This window comes from Nonomuraea sp. NPDC004354 (assembly GCF_053602555.1).
Genome location: NZ_JBSGDV010000023.1, coordinates 1 through 20,511 on the forward strand (window position 1 = coordinate 1; position 20,511 = coordinate 20,511).

Here is a 20,511-nt window from a genome sequence, read left to right on the forward strand (position 1 = left end):
TGCACTCGAAGGGGTGTGGGAGAGTAGGTCGCCGCCGCGCAATCTTTACAGAAAGGGCCATCCCGGTTGGGGTGGCCCTTTCTGCTTTTCCGGGCTGTTTCGAGGGCGTGCCGGAACACCGCCCAGCGATGCTGTGAGGTGTTCCGGAACGCCTGTCGGACTTCTCTGGTATGCGCTTTCCCAGGTAAATCGACGCCTTATCGGCAAAGGGTCACACGGGTTGCCAGAGGGCCGGCGTGTTGGGCGGTTCCCAACCGACCTGCGCGGTGTGCGGCTGGAGACAGCGATACGTACGCCCGCCGTACTGGACCTGGGCTCCGGCGGGGTAGGTGGTGCCGGCGCGCCAGGTGCCGCTTCCGGGCGGCGGTGACGTCGGCGGGGTGCCCGGCACGTTCAGGACGAAGTCGAACGTGGCGGTGCCCGGCTGCGGCACGTTCATGAGCAGGGCGGGGTTGAAGATGGTGTCGGTGTTGTTGCGCGGCTCGCCAGGGAAGTAGAGCTGGGTGGTAAGGACGGGACGGTTCGGTGCCTGCAGCTTGACGTGCAGGTGCCTGGTCCTGCCGGGATAGAGGCCGGGGACGATGGTCGTCAGCCTGAACGCCCCCTGGGCGTCGGTGAACTGGTGACCGCGCAGGTTGTACCCGACGTTGTCGTAGGCGCCCTGGGCGTCGGCCTGCCAGAAGTCCATGAGTACGTTGGCCAGGGGCTGGCAGCTGAGGCCGAAGACGTAGCCGCTGACGGTCAGGGCGGTGCCCGAACCCGGTAAGACCGAGCGGCGCGGGGAGTTCGGCTTGAAGTAGGGGCCTTCGGTCTGCGGGGGCGTCGGGTCGTCGCCGTCGTCGCAGGACGGGGTGAGAGCCGGGGGCGACCCGGCCATGGCATGGGCCTGGTTGACCACCAAGGGGAGCGGGGCGGCCAGCAGCGCCGCCTTCAACACGGTTTTGCGGGTGATTCCTTCGCCTTCCATGGCCCAAGAATCGCAACGCCGGGTAGGGCGGCCTACCCTCCAAACGTGCATACGACCGACGTTATGGAAGGGCCTGCCGTACGAGCGGATAGGGTTGTGGGGTGGATTATCGTGCGGTTGAGCGGGCCATCATGGAACGCGGCGTCGAATGGGACTTCGAGCCGACGCTCGACAGAATCGTGGCCCTTCTGGACCTTCTCGGCTCACCGCAGCGGGCCTTCCCCGTCGTGCACATCGCCGGGACGAACGGCAAGACGAGCACGGCCCGGCTGACCGAGGCCCTGCTGCGGGAGCGCAACCTGCGCGTCGGACGTTTCACGAGCCCGCATCTGATCTCCATGCGGGAGCGGATCGTCGTGGACGGCGAGCCGCTCAGCGAGGAGCGGTTCGCGGCCGTCTACGAGGAGATCGCGCCCTACGTCGAGCTGAACGACACCAGGGGCCGGCGCATCCAGTTCTTCGAGCTGCTCACGGCGATGGCGTTCGCGGCATTCGCCGACACGCCCGTCGACGTGGCGGTGATCGAGACGGGGATGGGCGGCACGTGGGACGCGACGAACGTCATGGACCCCGTCGTGTCCGTGATCACGCCGATCTCGCTCGACCACACCGACCGGCTGGGCCCCGACATCCCGTCCATCGCCGCCGAGAAGGCGGGCATCATCAAGGCGGGCGCCACCACGATCCTCGCCCAGCAGGAGCTGGAGGCGGCCGAGGTGCTCATGCACAAGGCCGTCGAGGTGGGCGCGGTGGTCGCGCGTGAGGGGCTCGAGTTCGGCGTGCTGAGCCGCGAGGTCGCGATGGGCGGCCAGCTGCTCACCCTGCGCGGCCTCAAGGGCGTCTACGAGGACGTCTACCTCCCGCTGTACGGCGCGCATCAGGCGAGCAACGCCGCCTGCGCGCTGGCCGCCGTCGAGGCGATGACCGGCGGCGACGACCCGCTCGACATCGAACTCGTCCGGCAGGGCTTCGCCCAGGCCGCCTCTCCGGGCCGCCTGGAGGTCGTGCGCAGAAGCCCCACGGTCGTCCTCGACGCCGCCCACAACACCGGCGGCATGACGGCCACGCTCGACGGGCTGCACGAGGCCTTCGACTTCGCCAAGGTGATCGGCGTGGTGGCCGTCATGGCGGACAAGGACGTCAGCGGCCTGCTCGAGCTGCTGGAGCCGGTGCTCGACCAGATCGTCGTCACCCGTAACTCCTCGCCGCGCTCGATGCCCGCCGACGAGCTGGGCGAGCTGGCCGCCGGGCTGTTCGGCGAGGACCGCGTGCACGTCGTCGGGCGGCTCGACGACGCCATCGACAGGGGGCTCGCCATCGCCGACGCCGAGGGCGAGTTCAGCGGCACGGGTGTCCTGATCACCGGCTCCGTCGTGACCGCGGGCGACGCGCGCCTGCTGCTGAAGGTGGACCAGCCATGAACTTCGAGGTGACACCCGGCATGCGCCGCCTCGGCGCGAGCGTGCTCGGCATGCAGGCGATCGTGGTCGCGCTCATCACGCCCGTGGCCATCAAGATCCAGCAGATCCCGGTGGCGGTGGCGGTGACGGTCGGCATCGGCCTGGCCGTCCTGTGCGTGGTGGCGGCAGGCCTGCTCAAACGGCCTGTCGGCTACGTCATCGGCAGCCTCGTGCAGGTGCTGGCGATCGCCACCGGGTTCCTCGTGCCCATGATGTTCTTCCTCGGGGCGATCTTCGCGGCACTGTGGATCACAGCGATATTCGTCGCTCGCCGTGTCGAGGGCGTGACTTCCCGCTAAAGTCGGCCAACATGGCCGTCCCCCCCATCGATCCCCCCATCGAGCGGTCCCAGGCCGTCGGCCTCGAGGGACCCGCCGCAGGCGCCAGGTTCTCCTGGCTGCTCGACGTGACACTCGGGCTACTGATCGTCGCCGCGCTGCCCCTGGCGATCCTCGCGATCCCCAACACCGTCTCCCTCGTCGCGGCACTGCTGCCGCCGGAGTTCGACAGGCTCGAGCTGATCAGGGCGCACGGGCTGGCGCTGCCGGCGATGATGCTGACCGTGCCGCTGGCATCGGTGCTGGTGCAGCGGATGAAGGCCGCGCCGATCCTGCTCACGGGGCTGGCGGTGCTGGCCCTGGCCGACGCGGCCGGCGGTTTCGCCGGCTCGGCGCTCCTCGTGGGGCTGCTGCGGGTGGTCCACGGCATCGGCGCGGGTTTGCTGGTCCCCGCCCTGCTGATGGCCGCCTGGGAGCGGGCGCCGCTGCTGCGGGCGCTCTGGACGGGCATGCTCGCCGTCAGCCTCCTCGCCGCCCAGGCGCTGGCGCTCTGGCCGCTCGACGCCGCGCGCCACTGGCGGGTCACGCTGCAGCCGTACCCGCTGCTGACCGGCATCGCGCTCGGCCTGGCGGCCGTCTACCTCGCTCTCGGCGTGGTCATGGGCGCCACGGGCACCCCAGGGCCGCGCGCGGCCGAACGCAGCAGGCTGACGCTGACGGCCGTGCCCGCGGCGGGGCTGGCGGTGCTGGCGGTCGGCACCACCTTCGGCTGGCCGGCGGGGCTGGTCATCCTGGCGGCGCTGTTCTCGATCGCGGCGTTGCTGACGCTGGCCTCGATCGGCACGTTCGAAGGTCCGGCCGGGCGCGCTCTGGCCTACGCGATGTTCGCGGTGGGCGTCGTGGTGCTGCCGACGGCCGCCCAGGTCACCTACATGGAGCTGGGCGGGGTCGGCGGGCCCGGGCTGAGCGGCCTGTGGCTGCCCTTCGTCATCTGCGCGGTCCTGGGCGCGGGCGTGGCGCTGGCCGTCGGCGTGCTCGACAGGGCGGCGATGCCGTGGCTGTCGAGGGCGGGCCTGGTCACGATCGTGGTGGGGCTGTGCGCGGTGCGGCTCATGGTGCCGGCCAGCGACGGATTCCTGCTGGTCGTGCCGTTCGCGCTGCTGGCCCTGGGCGCGGCCGTGGCGCTGACCGCGGCGCTGCGCATGTCGGGGCCGGGGGCGGCGCTCTACGGGCTGTCGCTGTGCTTCCCCGGGGTGCTGGCCGGATACCTGCTCGGCACCGGCGTGCAGATGGTGCTGCTCGGCAGGCCGCAGTCGGCGCAGCAGCTGGTGGACAGGTTCGTGGAGGCGCTGCACCTGTGGGCGTTGATCGGCGGGTTCCTGGTGGTCGCGGTCATCGTGCTCGCGGCGCTGCTCGGGCGGCGCTCGGCCGCCCGTGCCGCCGCTGCCGCCGGAGATGACGAGGAGACCCCCTGCGGGGCTCCTGGAGACCTCGTGGGTACGGCTGCCGCCGCCGACGGCCTCTCGGGGTCCTCGCCGGACCTGCGGGGGGCGAGGACGGCACGGGAGCGGGCCGCGGAGTTCCCGGTGGCGGGCGACGGCATCGCGCCGGAGGAACCCGCCGGGACGTCGGCCACATGGGCGAGCCGGCAGACGCCGATCGAGCGCGAAACAGGCTGGGAGGCGTCGGGCGGGTCCCGGCCGGGCCGGGACACGTCGGACGGCTTCGAGACGACGCGAGAGGCGCCGGCCGGCTTGGAGGCGGTGCGAGAGTCGCCGGCCGGCTTGGAGGCGGTACGAGAGTCGTCCGCCGAACGCGGCGGCAGGGCGTGGTTGTCGGCGGAGCGTGGCGAGAGGGCGGCGGACGAGGACACGCCGACAGGTGAGGTTCCCGGGGTGACCGCCGCGCAGGACCGGAGGATGGCTTCACGGGCCGGGGCCGTCTCCGATGAGAGCACCGCGGGCCGGCGCACGGACGGCTCGCCTGGATCGTCGGCGTCGCCGGGGCCGCCCGCGCCCGGCACGTCACGGGGCGCTCCCACCCCGTCGACCGGCGACGGCGGCGCTGCAGGTAGATCGCCCGGCGCCGGCGGTGCGGCTGGCCGATCGACCGCCGAGGGCGAGGCTGCAGGCCGGACGACCGGCGAGGGCGGCCCTGCAGGCCGAGCGGCCGGCGACGGCGGGGCTGGTGGTCGAGCGGTCGGCGACGGCGGTGCGCGTGGCCGGGTGGCGGGAGATGGCGGCGCGCCCGGGAGCGGGGTGACCGACGGGCTGTCCGCGGGTGACGCGCGCGACCGGCGGCCGTCGGGCGAGGTTCCCGCCGGCAGGGGTGCTTCAGCGGAAGGGCCGGGCGAGGGGACGGGGCCGATGCCGGTCGTCCCGCCGCCCGCGCAGTCCCCGGAAGACGCCGCCGACGACTAGGTGAGTGTCGTCGAGCACGGGGAATTCGTGAGAGGGCGGTAAGCTTCGCGCGTTCGCCGCATTTCGCGACCAAGACATCCAGTTCAAAGGAGAACCACCAGTGTCCGAGCGCACTCTTGTCCTGATCAAGCCCGACGGGGTGAAGCGCGGCCTCATCGGTGACGTGATCGCTCGCATCGAGCGCAAGGGCCTCAAGATCGTGGCCATGGAGCTGCGCCAGCTCGACGCCGAGACCGCCAAGGCCCACTACGCCGAGCACGCCGAGCGGCCGTTCTTCGGCGAGCTGGTGGAGTTCATCACCTCCGCGCCGCTGGTCGCGCTGGTGGTCGAGGGCCCCCGCGCGATCGAGGCCTTCCGCTCGCTGGCCGGTCTGACCGACCCGGTCAAGTCGGCCCCCGGCACCATCCGTGGCGACCACGCGCTGGAGATCGGCGAGAACGTCGTCCACGGCTCCGACTCGCCCGAGTCGGCCGCGCGCGAGATCAAGATCTTCTTCCCGGACCGCTTCTGAGGTTCCGTCCCGGACGCCGGCCCCGCACCACCGCGGGGCCGGCGTCCGGCGTTTGACGCCCCGTTGGGTGTTCGACGCTCCATGAGCCTCGAACGGTCATCGACGGCTGCTGAACGTCCGGTGGCCTGCGGGTTTGACGGCTCCTTGAAGGTGTTGACGGTCTCTTGAAGAACGTCGCCTCCTTCACGGGGCGGCGGTGCCGTTTCCCGTCCGCTCTGCCGGCCGCCGATCGTCTCGGGCGGCGTCTCGCGCCGGTCGTGCGCGGAGGCGCTGTCCGTGGGTGGGCCGGGCGGGGCGTCTCGCGCCGCTCCTGCATGGAGGCGCCGTTCCGTGGGGTGAGGGGCGGCTTCATCGGGTCCCATCCCGTACGGCAAGCCGCCCCAAGCGCCTCCGTGTTCACCGGCCGGCGCCCGTCCAGGGGACGCTTCTCGGGAGCCGCCGGCGGGCCGCCGTCACGGACCCCCGAGACGATCTCCGTGGCTCCCGGCTTTGCCTTTCCTTTGCCCTCCAGTCTGTGACGAAAGGGGGCAAATCACCCCACCGGGAAAACCTGACAAATCAGGTCAATCCGCACGTCGGGTGCCGCGCTCGATGATCTCGACGCGCCTGCCCCGAGGATCCGTGAACACCGGGTCTGACGTGGTGCAGGTTTGCGGGCAAACGGGTGGTGAGGGGGAGGCGAGAAGATTTTTGAGGGCCACCCGGGCTCATTGCGCTCACATGCGGGTACGTCACGTTACGATTCAAATGCGATCCGTAATTATTCGCGACGACGTTACGGGGCTCCCCATGAGCAGCAGGCTCGCCTTTCTCGGCCGTGACATGGCGGTCGATCTCGGTACCGCCAACACGTTGGTCTACGTGCGTGGCCGCGGCATCGTGCTCAACGAGCCGTCCGTCGTCGCCATCAATACCACGACCGGCAAGATCGTCGCCGTGGGCATCGAGGCCAAGCGCATGATCGGCCGCACCCCCGGCAACATCGTGGCCGTGCGCCCCCTCAAGGACGGTGTGATCGCCGACTTCGACGTGACGGAGCGGATGCTGCGCTACTTCATCCAGCGCGTCCACAAGCGCCGCCACTTCGCCAAGCCGCGCATCATCATCGCGGTGCCCAGCGGCATCACCGGGGTGGAGCAGCGGGCGGTCAAGGAGGCCGGCTACCAGGCGGGCGCGCGCAAGGTCTACATCGTCGAGGAGCCCATGGCCGCCGCGATCGGCGCCGGGCTGCCCGTCCACGAGCCGACCGGCAACATGGTCGTCGACATCGGCGGCGGCACCACCGAGGTGGCCATCATCTCGATGGGCGGCGTGGTGACCAGCCAGTCGATCAGGGTCGGCGGCGACGAGCTCGACCAGGCGGTGATCACCTTCGCGAAGAAGGAGTACTCCCTGATGCTCGGCGAGCGCACCGCCGAGGAGATCAAGATGGCCATCGGCTCGGCCTGCGCCTCCGACGACGAGTTCAACGCCGAGATCAGGGGCCGCGACCTGGTGAGCGGGCTGCCCAAGACGATCGTGGTCTCGGCCGAGGAGATCAGGAGGGCGATCAGGGAGCAGGTCAACACCATCATCGACGCGGTCAAGACCACGCTCGACAAGTGCCCGCCCGAGCTGTCGGGCGACCTGATGGACCGCGGCATCGCGCTCACCGGCGGCGGCGCCCTGCTCAAGGGCCTGGACGAGCGGCTGAGGGACGAGACCGGCATGCCCGTCCACATGGTGGAGAACCCCCTCGACTCCGTCGCGCTCGGTTCGGGCAAGTGCGTGGAGGAGTTCGAGGCGCTTCACTCGGTGCTGGTCCCGGAACCACGTCACTGAGATGAGGGACACGCGCCGTGCCCGGCTCATCCTCGGGCTGCTGCTGACCGTGGCGCTGGTCGTGCTGACCGTCGACCACCGCGCGGGCGGCAGCTCGCCGTTCGCCCTGCTGCGTGGAGTCGGCTCGTCGCTGTTCGGCGGGGCGGAGCGGCTCGTGGCCGGGGTCGTGACACCGGTCAGTGAGTTCGTGGGCGCGCTGGCCGGCGCTCCGGGAGCCCGTCGGCGGATCAAGGAGCTGGAGGCGCAGAACGCCGAGCTTCGCGCCGGCCTGGTGGCGGCCGCTCTCGACAAGGCCCGTTCGGCGGAGCTGCGCAGGCTGCTCGGCACCGCGCAGCGGGGCGGCTACACGGTCGTCCCCGCCACCGTGGTCGCCCGCAGGGGGCACCCGGGTTTCGAGGACGCCGTCGAGATCGACGCCGGCACCAGCGACGGGGTGCGGCCCGAGATGACCGTGATCAACGGCGACGGCCTGGTGGGCCGGGTGGTGCGGGCCACGGCGGACAACGCGACCGTCATGCTGCTGAGCGATCCCGCCTCGTCGGTGGGCGCCAGGCTGGAGGGCGACAACGAGATCGGCGTCATCCACGGCGTCGGCGAGTACGGCAGGCTGGTGCAGTTCCGGCTGCTCGACTCGACCGCCCGCCTCACGCCGGGCACCAGGATCGTCAGCTTCGGCTCGCAGCGCGGCGTGCCGTACGTGCCGGGGGTGCCGATCGGGGTGATCGAGCGGGTGGAGGCGACGCCCGGCGAGCTGACCCGCATCGCCTACGCGCGGCCCTTCGCCAACCTCAGCGGGCTCGACGCGGTGGGGGTGGTGGTGGCCGCGCCCCGGCGTGACCCGCGCGATGTGGTCCTGCCCAGGCTGGCGGGCGAGCGGTGATCGCGATCCTGGTGGTCGTCGTGGCGCTGCTGGTGCAGGTCACGGTCGTCAACAGGTTCCCGCTGCCGCCCGGTGGCGGGCCTGATCTGGTGCTGCTCGTCGTGATCGGGCTGGCGCTGGCCAGAGGGCCGGTGACGGGCGCGGTCATCGGTTTCTGCGCGGGGATCCTCATCGACGTGATGCCGCCGACCGCCCACGTGCTCGGCCAGTACGCCTTCGTCTACGCGCTGGTCGGCTACGTGGCGGGCCGCCGGCCGGGCGGCACGCTGGTGACCGTCATGCTGTGCGTGCTGGCGGCGCCGCTGCTGGCGGCCGCCGTGGGCTGGCTGATCGGCGACCCGCGGGTCACGGCCGCCTCGGTCACCTCGGTGGTGCCGGTCACCGTGCTGTACTCGCTGCTCCTCGCGCCCCTGGTCATCCGGCTGATCATCGCCGGCCGGTCGGAGAGGTACGCGTCATGACCAGGATGCGCACCAGGCTGTTCGTGCTCCACGTGCTCGTCGTCACGCTGCTGGCGGTGCTGTCCGTACGGCTGTGGCAGGTCCAGATGATGCGCGGCGCGGAGTTCGTCAGCGCGGCTGACGAGACCAGGAACAGGAACGTCGTGGTGCCCGCCGTCCGCGGGCAGATCCTCGACGCGTGGGGCCACCCGCTGGTCCGCAACCGGACGGCGCTGGTCATCTCGGTGGACAGGACGGCGCTGACCAGGATGAAGGACGGCGGTGCGAAGGTGCTCCAACGGCTGTCGGAGGTGCTCGGCACGCCGGCCAGGCTGCTGGAGAAGCGCATCCAGCCGTGCGGGCCCAAGGTGACCAGGCCCTGCTGGACCGGCTCGCCGTACAGCCCGATCCCGATCGACCAGAAGGCCACCACCCGCGAGGCGTTGCAGATCCTGGAGCGGCAGGAGGAGTTCCCCGGTGTGACGGCGGAGGTGCAGGCCGTCAGGGAGTACCCGGGCGGGAAGGCGGGCGCGCAGATGCTCGGCTACCTGCAGCCGGCCACCGAGGACGAGCTGGAGAAGCGCGAGGGGCTGAAGGCGGAGTTCTCGGGCGTCGACGTGGTCGGCCGCGACGGCCTGGAGTACGTCTACGACGAGGCGCTGCGCGGCAAGAGCGGGCTGCGCAAGGTCCAGGTCGACAGGATGGGCAAGTCGCTCGGGGTGCGGCAGCGGGTGGCGCCCGTTCCCGGCGACACCCTCATCACCAGCATCGACGCGCGGATCCAGGGCATCGTGGAGAAGGCCATCGACGGGGCGATCAAGAAGGCGCCCCAGGCCGACGGGGCGGCGGGGGTGGTGCTCGACGCGCGTTCCGGCAGGGTGGTCGCGCTGGCCAGCGCGCCCGGATACGACCCCGCCATCTGGACGGGCGGGATCTCCGAGAAGGAGTACCAGCGGTTGCTGTCGGACAAGGAGGGCAAGCCGCTGGTGTCGCGGGCGATCAACGGCCAGTTCGCGCCTGGCTCGACGTTCAAGGTGTCGTCGGTGTCGGCGATGCTGCGCGCCGGCTACCCGTTGCACGGCCAGTACTCCTGCCCAGGCTCGTACATGGTCGGCAGCAGGGCGTTCAACAACTTCCGCGGGATCGGGCTCGGCACGCTGACCCTGCACACCGCGCTGGTGCGCTCGTGCGACACGATCTTCTACAAGTCCGCCTACGAGCAGTGGCTCAAGGACGGCGGGCTGCGGCCCAAGAAGCCGCCGAAGGAGCGGTTCGCGGCGATGGCCCGATCGTTCGGGTTCGGCCGGCCCACGGGTGTCGACCTGCCGGGCGAGTCGTCAGGCCGCATTCCCGACCGGACCTGGAAGAAGGAGATGTGGGCGGCCACCAGCGCCGTCAACTGCCGCCGCGCCCGCACCGGCTACCCCGAGGTGGCCGACAGGGCCAGGGCCGCCTTCCTCAAGCGCCTGGCCTACGAGAACTGCCTGGAGGGCTACCTGCTGAGGCCCGGCGACGCCGCCAACTTCTCCATCGGGCAGGGCGACGTGCTCGTCACGCCGCTGCAGCTGGCCACCGCCTACGCGGCGCTGGTCAGCGACGGCAAGCTGCGCAGCCCGAGGATCGGCTGGGCGCTGGTACGGCCCGACGGCACGCTGGTGAAGAAGATCGAGGTGCCGGTCAGGGGCGAGCTGCCGTTGAGCCCCAAGGAGCGCGCCTACATCAAGAACGCGCTCAGCCAGGTCGCCTCCGACGGCACCGCGGCGGGCGCCTTCACCGGGTTCCCGATGGACAAGGTGCGGGTCGGCGGCAAGACCGGTACGGCCGAGGTCTGGGGCAAGGCCGACACCTCGTGGTTCGCCTCCTTCGCGCCGACCGCCAATCCCCGGTTCGTGGTCGTGGTCATGGTGTCGCAGGGCGGCATGGGCGGCTCGACCGCGGCGCCCGCCGTACGGGAGATCTACGAGGGGATCTACGGCTTCCCGTCGGCGGCGGACGGCGAGAAGAAGGACGCGGTGACGGACGCGGTGACGGACCCGGCGAAGGAAGCGGCGAAGGACAAGGACCGGTCCAAGGGAGGGCGGCCCGAGCTGCCGACCGGGGTGCTGCCGAAGATCAAGAGTGACGGCACGGTGGCGCGATGACGGCCCGCACGCAGCTGAGGCCGCGCCGGCACTTCGCGCTGGCCGCCGTGGGCGCGCAGTCGGCGCTGTGGCGACTCGACTGGGTCATGCTCGTCGCGGTGGCCGCGCTGGGCGTGATCGGCACCCTGCTGGTCTGGTCGTCGACCCGCACGTGGGCGCCGGGCGCGACGGGGCTGGTCAAGAAACACGTGCTCAACCTGCTGCTCGGGGCGGTGATGTGCGGGGTCGTGTCGATGGTCGACCACCGGCTGCTGCGGGCCTACGCGCCGATGGCCTACCTGGTGACGGTGATCGGGCTGGTGCTGGTGGCCACCCCGGTGGGCACGACGGTCAACGGCTCGCACTCGTGGATCATGCTCGGCGGCGGGTTCGCGATCCAGCCCTCGGAGTTCGCCAAGGTCGGGCTGCTGCTGATGCTGGCCATGCTGCTGGCCCAGCCAGCGGAGGGCACCGATCGGCCGCGCGGGCTCGACGTGGCGTTCTCGCTGGCGCTGGCGGTGGGCACGATGGGCCTGGTGATGCTGCAGCCCGACCTCGGCACGACGCTCGTGCTGGCCGTCATCACCGCGTCGGTGCTGGTCATCGCGGGCATCAGGAAGCGGTGGCTGGTTCTGCTGACATTGTGCGGCGTGGCCGGTGGGGCGTGCGTGTGGCTCTTCGAGCTGCTGGAGCCGTACCAGGTGGCGCGTTTCACCGCCTTCCTCGACCCGAGCGTGGATCCCCGGGGCGTCGGCTACAACAGCACCCAGTCGATGATCGCGATCGGCTCCGGCGAGTTCTTCGGCAAGGGCCTGTTCATGGGCGGGCAGACGAACGGCAGGTTCGTGCCCGAACAGCACACCGACTTCATCTTCACGGTCGCCGGCGAGGAGTTCGGCTTCCTCGGCTCGGTCACGGTCGTCGCGCTGCTCGGGGTGGTGCTGCTGCGCGGCCTGCACATCGCCAAGCAGTGCGACGACCGCTTCGGCACGCTGGTGGCGGGCACGATCGTGTGCTGGATCGGGTTCCAGACGTTCGTCAACATCGGGATGACCATCGGCATCATGCCGATCACCGGGTTGCCGCTGCCGTTCGTCTCCTACGGTGGCACCGCGACCTTCGCCAACCTGATCGCGGTGGGGATGCTGCAGGCGATCAGGATCAGGGAGAGAGCGTACTGACGGCGGCCGACCCAGTGGTGTTGTCGCTCCATTACCCTTGGTGCTATGTCTGTCGAGTCATTGTTCCCACGCCTGGAAGCGCTGCTGCCCAAGGTGCAGAAGCCGATCCAGTACGTCGGGGGTGAGCTCAACTCGACGGTGAAGGACTGGGACGAGGCCTCGGTGCGCTGGGCCCTGATGTATCCCGACGCCTACGAGGTGGGCCTGCCCAACCAGGGCGTGGCCATCCTCTACGAGATCCTCAACGAGCTGCCCGACACGCTGGCCGAGCGCACCTACTCGGTGTGGCCGGACCTCGAGGCGCTCATGCGCGCGCAGGGCGTCCCGCAGTTCACCGTGGACGGTCACCGCCCCGTGCGCGCCTTCGATGTGCTGGGCGTGTCCTTCGCCACGGAGTTGGGCTACACCAACATGCTGACCGCGCTCGACCTGGCCGGCATCCCGCTGCTGTCGGTCGACCGCGGCGACGACGACCCGATCGTGCTGGCGGGCGGTCACGCCGCCTTCAACCCCGAGCCGATCGCCGACTTCCTCGACGCGGCCGTGCTGGGCGACGGCGAGCAGATCGCCATCGCCGTCAGCGAGGTCGTGCGCGAGTGGAAGGCGGAGGGGCGGCCCGGCGGCCGTGACGAGCTGCTCATGCGGCTGGCCGAGTCGGGCGGTGTCTACGTTCCGAAGTTCTACGACGTCGAGTACCACCCCGGCGGCCGTATCAAGCGCGTGGCTCCCAACCGGAGCAGCGTGCCGTGGCGGGTGCACAAGCACACCGTCATGGACCTCGACGAGTGGCCGTATCCGAAGAAGCCGCTCGTCCCGCTGGCCGAGACGGTGCACGAGCGGTTCAGCGTGGAGATCTTCCGCGGCTGCACCAGGGGCTGCAGGTTCTGCCAGGCCGGCATGATCACGCGCCCGGTCCGCGAGCGGTCGATCACCACGGTCGGCGCCATGGTCGAGAACGGCATCAACGAGTCCGGCTTCAACGAGGTGGGCCTGCTGTCGCTGTCGTCGGCCGACCACTCCGAGATCGCCGACATCGCCAAGGGGCTGGCCGACCGTTACGAGGGCACCAACACCTCGCTGTCGCTGCCCTCGACCAGGGTCGACGCCTTCAACATCGACCTGGCCAACGAGTTCTCGCGCAACGGCCGCCGCTCGGGCCTGACCTTCGCGCCCGAAGGCGGTTCCGAGCGCATGCGCAAGGTGATCAACAAGATGGTCACCGAGGAAGACCTGATCCGCACCGTCAGCACGGCCTACAGCCAGGGCTGGCGGCAGGTGAAGCTCTACTTCATGTGCGGCCTACCCACCGAGCAGGACGAGGACGTGCTCGGCATCGCCGACCTGGCCAAGAAGGTCATCAAGGCGGGCCGCGAGGCCACCGGCTCGCGCGACATCCGCTGCACGGTCTCCATCGGCGGGTTCGTGCCCAAGCCGCACACCCCGTTCCAGTGGGCCGGGCAGGCCGACCACGAGACCGTCGACCGGCGGCTCAAGGCCCTGCGCGAGGCGCTGCGTGGCGACAGGGAGTACGGCAGGGCGATCGGCTACCGTTACCACGACGGCAAGCCCTCGATCGTGGAGGGGCTGCTCTCGCGCGGCGACCGCAGGGTCGGCGCGGTCATCAGGGCCGTCTGGGAGGACGGCGGCCGCTTCGACGGCTGGAGCGAGCACTTCTCCTACGACCGCTGGATGACCGCCGCGGCGAAGGCGGGCGTCGACGTCGACTGGTACACCACGCGCGAGCGCGAGGAGAACGAGGTCCTGCCATGGGACCACCTCGACGCCGGCCTCGACCGGGAGTGGCTCTGGCAGGACTGGCAGGACGCCGTCAACGAGGCGGAGGTCGAGGACTGCCGGTGGACGCCGTGCTACGACTGCGGTGTCTGCCCGACCATGGGCACCGAGATCCAGATCGGCCCGACGGGCCGCAAGCTGCTGCCGCTCACTGTGGTATAGAGACGGCCTTATCCTGAAACGAAGAAACTCTGACACGGGAAGGAAGACGACGTTCTGAAGCCTGTTCCCGAGGGGCCCGCGCCCGCGCCCACGGTGCAGCGCCTACGCGTGCGCTACGCCAAGCGCGGACGCCTGCGCTTCACCAGTCACCGCGACATCTCGCGGGCCGTCGAGAGGGCGGTCCGCCGTGCCGGCATTCCGGTGGCCTTCAGCGCGGGATTCTCTCCCCATCCGAAGATCTCCTACGCGGGTGCGGCGCCGACGGGCGTCGCCAGCGAGGCCGAATACCTCGAGCTCGGCCTGACCGAGCCGTGCGATCCCGGCAGGATCCGCGCGGATCTCGACGCCTCGCTGCCTCCAGGTCTCGACGTGATCGACGTCGTCGAGGCGCGCACTGGAGCGCTCGCCGACCGCCTGGAGGGTTCGACGTGGGAGCTGCGGCTGCCGGGCGCCGACAGTGAGCTGGCGCGCGCGGCGGTGGAGAAGTTCCTCGCGGCGGGCACCGTCGAGGTCGAACGCCTCACCAAGAAGGGGATGCGGCGCTTCGACGCCCGCGAGGCGGTGCTGACACTGGCTTCAGAAAGAACTGCAGCTCAGGTGCCAGGACAGTCGTGTGTCATACTGCGCATGGTTGTTCGGCACGTGACTCCTGCCGTTCGACCCGACGACGTGCTCACGGGCCTGCGCCTGGTGGCCGACTTCGCGCCGCCGGTCCCCCCCGAGGTGACCAGGCTGGCGCAGGGGCCGCTCGACGCCGTAACCGGTGAGCCCGCCGACCCGTTCGACCTTGACCGCGACATGACGCGCGGCGGCGCAGCGGGACCGGCAGGCACGCACGTCGACGGCTGGTGAGAGATGTGAGCTGCCGCACTGGCACGAACGTGACATGGCGGCTGCGCGTCTCACACCGCAAGGGAGAGCTTTGCGAGCCCCGCACGGTGGCGGGGCCCGGAGGGCTCGACCGCTGACAGGACTTGGCGTCCGCGCCTGTCGCAGGCGCGGACGGACAACGAGACACGAGGGCTCCTGCGCGGCGCGGCGACGCGCCCGGGGGCTGACGGGAGAGCGCCCGCATGCTCGACAACGAGCCCGGCACCGGGGCCCATGGCCCTGACGGGGAAACAACAGAACAGACTGCCGCGCCGAAGCGCCGGCGCTCGGCGAGCAGGCCCGCGGGGCCGCCGCCGGAGATCGACGACGTTCCGACGGTAGTCGTCACCACGCAGGCTTCCGGTCCGTCGGGTGCGGCGTCAACCGGTTTTCCGGCCTCCGCGCCGGCGAGCGCGGCGCAGGCCAACGGCACGGCCGCCGCTGACGAGGCCCTCGAGGGTCCGGCTTCCTCCGAGGTCGCCGGTGCCGAGGGGCCGGCCGGCGTGCTCGAGGGCGCGGTTCAGGCCGCGCGGGCCGCCGTGGGGCAGGCCGCCGAGCAGGCCGCGGCGGAGCAGACCGGCGCGGAGGAGGCGCCCGCGCCGAAGCGGGCCACCCGGTCCCGGTCGACCGCCACGACCACGCGCCGCCGTACGACGAGGAAGGCAGCCGAGGAGGCGCCGGCGGCCGAGCAGGCCGCCGCGGAGCCCGACGGCGCTGACACCGCCGCCGAGCAGGTGGCGGAAGAGGCCCCGAAGCGGCGCCGCACCCGCAAGAAGGCCGAGCCGGAGCCCGAGCCGACCGCCGAGGTTGAGCCGTCCGTCGAGACGGCCTCGCCCGTCGAGGCCGCGGTGGCCGCCGAGCTGATCGAGACGCTGCCGGAGAGCGAGCCGCTCGACGACGAGCCCGCGGGCGAGGACCTCGACGAGGAGCCGGCCGCCAGGCCCGCGCTGTTCGCCGACCCGTTCGGCCTGTCGGCCAGGGCGGTCCAGGAGCCCGACACGACCTTCCAGCGTCCGGCCGCGATCTTCACGCCGCTCTTCCAGGCGCCCGACCCGAGCCAGGCCCAGCCCGCCAGGGTCGAGCCGCCGCAGCCGGTGAAGCCGACGGCCGACGAGGCCGAGGAGCTGTTCGGCGAGGAGCAGGCCGAGGAGCTCGACGAGGTCGAGGACGAGACCGACGGCGACGATCAGGAGGACGCCGGCGGCAGGCGCAGGCGCCGGCGCAGGGGCGGCAGGGGCCGCGGCAAGTCGCGCGAGCGCGACGAGGACAGTGCCGACGCCGACGAGTCCGACGAGGACGAGGAGGCCGCCGACGGCGGCGAGGAGGCGGAGGAGTCGTCGGCCGACGAGGAGGAGCAGTCGACGTCGCGCCGCCGCAGGCGCAGGCGGCGCAGGGGCGGCGACGAGGTCGCCGAGCCCGCCAGCGACGACCCGCCCAACACCGTGGTGCGCATCCGCGCCCCGCGCACCGGCCGGTCGAGCTCGCTCGACACCTCCGCCGACGGCGTGCAGAGCGTGCGCGGCTCCACCCGGCTGGAGGCCAAGAAGCAGCGCCGCCGTGAGGGGCGCGAGCTGGGCCGCCGCAGGCCGCCGATCATCACCGAGTCGGAGTTCCTGGCGCGGCGCGAGTCCGTCGACAGGATGATGGTGGTGCGCCGGCAGGGCGACCGCACCCAGATCGCGGTGCTCGAGGACGGCATCCTCGTCGAGCACTACGTCAACCGCGAGGCCAGCCAGTCCTACGTGGGCAACGTCTACCTCGGTAAGGTGCAGAACGTGCTGCCGTCGATGGAGGCGGCGTTCGTCGACATCGGCAAGGGCCGCAACGCCGTCCTGTACGCCGGTGAGGTCAACTTCGACACCGCCGGCCTGGAGGGCCAGCCCAAGCGCATCGAGGCCGCCCTCAAGTCGGGCCAGTCGGTGCTGGTGCAGGTCACCAAGGACCCGCTCGGCCACAAGGGCGCCCGGCTCACCAGCCAGATCTCGCTGCCCGGCCGCTACCTCGTCTACGTGCCCGACGGGTCGATGACCGGCATCAGCCGCAAGCTGCCCGACAAGGAGCGCACGCGGCTGAAGAGCATCCTGAAGAAGGTCATGCCCGAGAACGCCGGCGTCATCGTGCGCACGGCCGCCGAGGGCGCCTCCGAGGAGGAGCTCGGGCGCGACGTGGCCAGGCTGTCGGCGCAGTGGGAGGCCATCCAGAAGAAGGCCAAGTCCGCCAGCCCGCCGGAGCTGCTGTCGTCCGAGCCCGACCTGACCATCCGCGTGGTCCGCGACGTCTTCAACGAGGACTTCTCCTCGCTGGTCGTGCAGGGCGAGGAGGCGTGGGAGACCGTCGACGAGTACGTGAAGTACGTCGCGCCGCACCTGGCCGACCGGCTCACGCGCTGGGACGAGGAAGGCGACGTCTTCGAGTCCTACCGGATCGACGAGCAGCTGGCCAAGGCGCTGGAGCGCAAGGTGTGGCTGCCGTCGGGCGGCTCGCTGGTGATCGACCGCACCGAGGCGATGACCGTCGTCGACGTCAACACCGGCAAGTTCACCGGGCAGGGCGGCAATCTCGAGGAGACCGTCACCCGCAACAACCTGGAGGCGGCCGAGGAGATCGTCCGCCAGCTCAGGCTGCGTGACATCGGCGGCATCATCGTCATCGACTTCATCGACATGGTCCTGGAGTCCAACCGCGACCTGGTGCTGCGGCGGCTGCTGGAGTGCCTGGCCCGCGACAGGACCAAGCACCAGGTCGCCGAGGTCACCTCCCTCGGTCTGGTCCAGATGACCCGTAAGCGGGTCGGTCAGGGCCTGCTGGAGGCCTTCTCGACGCCGTGCGACTGCTGCAACGGGCGTGGCCTGATCGTCTCGACCGAGCCGGTCGAGGGCAAGCCGGAGCCGCGGGGCACCCAGGGCAAGATGGCCATCGAAAAGGCGGTGGCGGAGAAGGTCTCGGCGGCCAATGACTCCGCCAACCGTGATACCGTGACCGGTGCGCTTGATGACGTCCCCGCCACGGAGGACGACCAGGCGAACCAGACTTCCGGCAGGGGGCGGCGACGCTCCCGCCGAGCCAAGTCGGCCGAGTAGCGCCGGCTACGGCGGCGCCCCGCTTCGGCGGGGCGCCAACCGAGCCGGCCTCCCACCACGGCGTGAGCGTCCCATTCGGCGGGCGGAACGCCAGCGGGCATGGCCGGTTTGTCCGACGACCCAGCCGGTTCGACCGGGGGCCGGTAATCCGGTAACCTAGTCAATCGGTGCGTCCAGTGACGCGCCCTGTTCGCGCGCCCACTCGGTTCGTCGGTTCCAGACAGTGATCGAATGCCGGGCGCAGCATTCAGAGAGTCAGCAGAAGGGTTCCGCGGTGTACGCGATCGTTCGTTGCGGCGGCAGGCAGCAGAAGGTCTCCGTCGGTGACGTCCTCGAGGTGGACAAGGTCGCCGGCGAGGTCGGTTCTTCGGTTTCGCTGCCGACGGTGCTCGTCGTCAACGATGGCGACGTGACCACGGAGGCGGGCAAGTTCACGGTCAGCGCCGAGATCCTCGGCGAGACCAAGGGCCCCAAGATCCGCATCCTCAAGTACAAGAACAAGACCGGTTACAAGAAGCGCCAGGGTCACCGCCAGCGGTACACCCAGGTGAAGATCACCGGTATCAACCAGGCCTGATCGGGAGTTTGAGAGATGGCACACAAGAAGGGCGCGTCGTCCACCCGGAACGGCCGTGACTCCAACGCCCAGCGCCTGGGCGTCAAGCGCTTCGGTGGCCAGCTGGTCAACGCGGGCGAGATCATCGTCCGCCAGCGCGGCACCCACTTCCACCCCGGCGACAACGTCGGCCGTGGTGGCGACGACACGCTGTTCGCGCTGGCCGCCGGCCACGTGCAGTTCGGCGTCAAGCGCGGCCGTCGCGCCGTGAGCATCGTCCCGGTCGCGGAGTAATCCGCCGCCGACGAACGTTGTAGCAAGGGGTGGATCGTCATGGTCCACCCCTTGTTCGCGTTCTCGGAGCCCTGAGGGTCTCCGGTACGGCAGGCGAGCGGGCCGGGCCGGGCGGGCCGCGTCGCGACGGCCGGCCCCGCGCGCTGGAGGAGCGTCTCCCTGGAGGGACGCCGGCCCCGCGCCGAGGGTGGGCTTGGGCCGGCTTGCCGTACCAGATGAAACGTAGAGGATGGAGAGACGGGTAGTGGCGGACTTCGTGGACCAGGTGGTCCTGCACATCAAGGCCGGCGACGGCGGGAACGGCTGCGCCTCCATCCACCGGGAGAAGTTCAAGCCGCTCGGCGGGCCCGACGGCGGCAACGGCGGGCGGGGCGGCGACGTCGTTCTCGAGGTCGACCCCAACACCGCCACGCTGCTCGACTACCACCGCCGCCCGCACCGCAAGGCCGACAACGGCAAGCAGGGGCAGGGCAGCAACAGGGAGGGCGCCAACGGCGGCGACGTCGTCCTGCCGGTGCCCAACGGGACCGTGGTCAAGGACGCCAGGACCGGCGAGGTGCTGGTGGACCTGGTGGGCGTCGGCACCCGCTACGTGATCGCCCAGGGCGGGCACGGCGGCCTCGGGAACGCCGCCCTGGCGACGGCCAGGCGCAAGGCGCCGGGGTTCGCGCTGCTCGGCGAGCCAGGTGACGCGCTCGACGTGGTGCTGGAGCTCAAGAGCGTCGCCGACGTGGCGCTGGTGGGCTTTCCCAGCGCCGGCAAGTCGTCGCTGATCGCGGCGCTGAGCGCGGCCCGGCCGAAGATCGCCGACTACCCGTTCACGACCCTGATCCCCAACCTCGGCGTGGTCACGGCGGGGGACACCGTGTTCACGGTGGCCGACGTGCCGGGGCTCATCCCCGGCGCTTCGCAGGGCAAGGGGCTCGGCCACGAGTTCCTGCGCCACGTCGAGCGGTGCGACATGCTCGTGCACGTGATCGACTGCGCCACCATGGAGCCGGGTCGCGACCCGATCACCGACTACGAGGTGATCGAGGCCGAGCTGCACGCCTACGGCCAGCTCGAGGACCGGCCCAGGATGGTCGTGCTGAACAAGGCGGACGTGCCCGACGCCCGTGAGCTGGCCGACATCGTGCGCGCCGACCTGGAGGCGCGCGGCCTGAAGGTGTTCACGGTCTCGGCGGCCACGCACGAGGGGCTGCGCGAGTTCACCTTCGCGATGGGCGAGTGGGTGGCCGCGGCCCGCGCCAACAAGCCGGTCGAGGAGCCGACGCGGCTGGTGCTGCGGCCCAGGCAGCTCGGCGTGGCGGGCTTCGCCGTCCGCAAGGTCAACGACAACCTCTTCCAGGTCACCGGCGAGAAGCCGGAGCGGTGGATCCGGCAGACCGACTTCACCAACGACGAGGCCGTGGGCTACCTGGCCGACCGCCTGGAACGGCTGGGCGTCGAGGAGCAGCTGGTCAAGGCCGGGGCGGTCGCGGGCGCCGAGGTCGTCATCGGGTCCATGGAGGACGGCTACATCTTCGACTGGCAGCCGACGCTCAACGCCGAGTCCGTCCACGTGGGGCCCCGGGGCACCGACAACAGGCTCGGCTGACGAGATGATCGCGTAGATCGGTAAGGTGTCCGCACGGCCCGGGGGAGTCCCGGGCGCGGCAGCGGGCCTCGGATAGGGTG

The 20,511-nt window shown here is 71.0% G+C and carries 16 protein-coding genes; 15 read left to right on the forward strand and 1 reads right to left on the reverse strand.

Annotation, left to right across the window (positions count from 1 at the left end; all coding sequences use genetic code 11):
- Nucleotides 1-211 precede the first annotated feature (211 nt).
- The gene (locus ACWENQ_RS39490) at nucleotides 212-967 is read right to left on the reverse strand and encodes a dioxygenase family protein (RefSeq protein WP_449931266.1); all 756 of its coding nucleotides are present in this window, start codon (nucleotides 965-967) and stop codon (nucleotides 212-214) included.
- Nucleotides 968-1,098: 131 nt separating this feature from the next.
- Between ACWENQ_RS39490 and ACWENQ_RS39495 the strand changes: the two genes are divergently transcribed.
- The 15 genes from ACWENQ_RS39495 to obgE all read left to right on the forward strand — a co-directional run bounded on the left by ACWENQ_RS39495 (nucleotide 1,099) and on the right by obgE (nucleotide 20,431).
- Nucleotides 1,099-2,388 carry a bifunctional folylpolyglutamate synthase/dihydrofolate synthase gene (locus tag ACWENQ_RS39495; protein WP_452418949.1) on the forward strand — a complete coding sequence of 430 codons (1,290 nt, stop codon included), beginning with the start codon at nucleotides 1,099-1,101 and terminating at the stop codon, nucleotides 2,386-2,388.
- Entirely contained in the window at nucleotides 2,385-2,726 is a 342-nt protein-coding gene (locus ACWENQ_RS39500; RefSeq protein WP_452418836.1) for a DUF4233 domain-containing protein, read from the forward strand. The genes ACWENQ_RS39495 and ACWENQ_RS39500 overlap by 4 nt, the downstream gene beginning before the upstream one ends.
- 11 nt (nucleotides 2,727-2,737) lie before the next feature.
- Nucleotides 2,738-5,125, forward strand: a complete 2,388-nt coding sequence (locus ACWENQ_RS39505) for a hypothetical protein (RefSeq protein ID WP_452418838.1) — start codon at nucleotides 2,738-2,740, stop codon at nucleotides 5,123-5,125.
- Between the two features lie 100 nt (nucleotides 5,126-5,225).
- Nucleotides 5,226-5,636, forward strand: a complete 411-nt coding sequence (gene ndk, locus ACWENQ_RS39510) for a nucleoside-diphosphate kinase (RefSeq protein WP_354916355.1) — start codon at nucleotides 5,226-5,228, stop codon at nucleotides 5,634-5,636.
- A gap of 789 nt (nucleotides 5,637-6,425) precedes the next feature.
- Nucleotides 6,426-7,457 (forward strand): rod shape-determining protein, encoded by a 1,032-nt coding sequence (locus tag ACWENQ_RS39515; RefSeq protein WP_354916358.1) that lies wholly within the window; start codon nucleotides 6,426-6,428, stop codon nucleotides 7,455-7,457.
- Between the two features lies 1 nt (nucleotide 7,458).
- Nucleotides 7,459-8,337, forward strand: a complete 879-nt coding sequence (gene mreC, locus ACWENQ_RS39520; RefSeq protein ID WP_354916361.1) for a rod shape-determining protein MreC — start codon at nucleotides 7,459-7,461, stop codon at nucleotides 8,335-8,337.
- Entirely contained in the window at nucleotides 8,334-8,798 is a 465-nt protein-coding gene (gene mreD / locus ACWENQ_RS39525; protein ID WP_449931260.1) for a rod shape-determining protein MreD, read from the forward strand. The genes mreC and mreD overlap by 4 nt, the downstream gene beginning before the upstream one ends.
- Entirely contained in the window at nucleotides 8,795-10,918 is a 2,124-nt protein-coding gene (gene mrdA / locus ACWENQ_RS39530) for a penicillin-binding protein 2 (protein WP_452418839.1), read from the forward strand. The genes mreD and mrdA overlap by 4 nt, the downstream gene beginning before the upstream one ends.
- Nucleotides 10,915-12,078: a rod shape-determining protein RodA gene (rodA, locus tag ACWENQ_RS39535; RefSeq protein ID WP_449931256.1), complete on the forward strand. Its 1,164-nt coding sequence runs from the start codon at nucleotides 10,915-10,917 to the stop codon at nucleotides 12,076-12,078. The genes mrdA and rodA overlap by 4 nt, the downstream gene beginning before the upstream one ends.
- A 45-nt stretch (nucleotides 12,079-12,123) precedes the next feature.
- Nucleotides 12,124-14,034 carry a TIGR03960 family B12-binding radical SAM protein gene (locus tag ACWENQ_RS39540; protein ID WP_452418841.1) on the forward strand — a complete coding sequence of 637 codons (1,911 nt, stop codon included), beginning with the start codon at nucleotides 12,124-12,126 and terminating at the stop codon, nucleotides 14,032-14,034.
- A 108-nt stretch (nucleotides 14,035-14,142) separates the two neighbouring features.
- Entirely contained in the window at nucleotides 14,143-14,886 is a 744-nt protein-coding gene (locus ACWENQ_RS39545) for a TIGR03936 family radical SAM-associated protein (RefSeq protein WP_449931252.1), read from the forward strand.
- 221 nt (nucleotides 14,887-15,107) lie between these two features.
- Complete coding sequence (locus ACWENQ_RS39550; protein ID WP_452418842.1) at nucleotides 15,108-17,984, forward strand: Rne/Rng family ribonuclease; 2,877 nt, start codon at nucleotides 15,108-15,110, stop codon at nucleotides 17,982-17,984.
- A 274-nt stretch (nucleotides 17,985-18,258) separates the two neighbouring features.
- On the forward strand, nucleotides 18,259-18,561 hold the full coding sequence (gene rplU, locus ACWENQ_RS39555; RefSeq protein WP_184973140.1) for a 50S ribosomal protein L21: 303 nt from the start codon (nucleotides 18,259-18,261) through the stop codon (nucleotides 18,559-18,561).
- A gap of 15 nt (nucleotides 18,562-18,576) precedes the next feature.
- Entirely contained in the window at nucleotides 18,577-18,834 is a 258-nt protein-coding gene (gene rpmA, locus ACWENQ_RS39560) for a 50S ribosomal protein L27 (RefSeq protein ID WP_012893687.1), read from the forward strand.
- 244 nt (nucleotides 18,835-19,078) lie between these two features.
- Complete coding sequence (gene obgE, locus ACWENQ_RS39565) at nucleotides 19,079-20,431, forward strand: GTPase ObgE (protein ID WP_452418844.1); 1,353 nt, start codon at nucleotides 19,079-19,081, stop codon at nucleotides 20,429-20,431.
- The last annotated feature ends 80 nt before the right edge of the window (nucleotides 20,432-20,511 follow it).

Excerpts from the sequence above, each read along its gene's own strand:
- ACWENQ_RS39490 (WP_449931266.1), bottom strand. The coding sequence starts at position 967 with ATGGAAGGCGAAGGAATCACCCGCAAAACCGTGTTGAAGGCGGCGCTG.
- ACWENQ_RS39495 (WP_452418949.1), top strand. The coding sequence starts at position 1,099 with ATGGAACGCGGCGTCGAATGGGACTTCGAGCCGACGCTCGACAGAATC.
- ACWENQ_RS39500 (WP_452418836.1), top strand. The coding sequence starts at position 2,385 with ATGAACTTCGAGGTGACACCCGGCATGCGCCGCCTCGGCGCGAGCGTG.
- ACWENQ_RS39505 (WP_452418838.1), top strand. The coding sequence starts at position 2,738 with ATGGCCGTCCCCCCCATCGATCCCCCCATCGAGCGGTCCCAGGCCGTC.
- ACWENQ_RS39515 (WP_354916358.1), top strand. The coding sequence starts at position 6,426 with ATGAGCAGCAGGCTCGCCTTTCTCGGCCGTGACATGGCGGTCGATCTC.
- mreC (WP_354916361.1), top strand. The coding sequence starts at position 7,459 with ATGAGGGACACGCGCCGTGCCCGGCTCATCCTCGGGCTGCTGCTGACC.
- mrdA (WP_452418839.1), top strand. The coding sequence starts at position 8,795 with ATGACCAGGATGCGCACCAGGCTGTTCGTGCTCCACGTGCTCGTCGTC.
- rodA (WP_449931256.1), top strand. The coding sequence starts at position 10,915 with ATGACGGCCCGCACGCAGCTGAGGCCGCGCCGGCACTTCGCGCTGGCC.
- ACWENQ_RS39540 (WP_452418841.1), top strand. The coding sequence starts at position 12,124 with ATGTCTGTCGAGTCATTGTTCCCACGCCTGGAAGCGCTGCTGCCCAAG.
- ACWENQ_RS39550 (WP_452418842.1), top strand. The coding sequence starts at position 15,108 with ATGCTCGACAACGAGCCCGGCACCGGGGCCCATGGCCCTGACGGGGAA.
- rpmA (WP_012893687.1), top strand. The coding sequence starts at position 18,577 with ATGGCACACAAGAAGGGCGCGTCGTCCACCCGGAACGGCCGTGACTCC.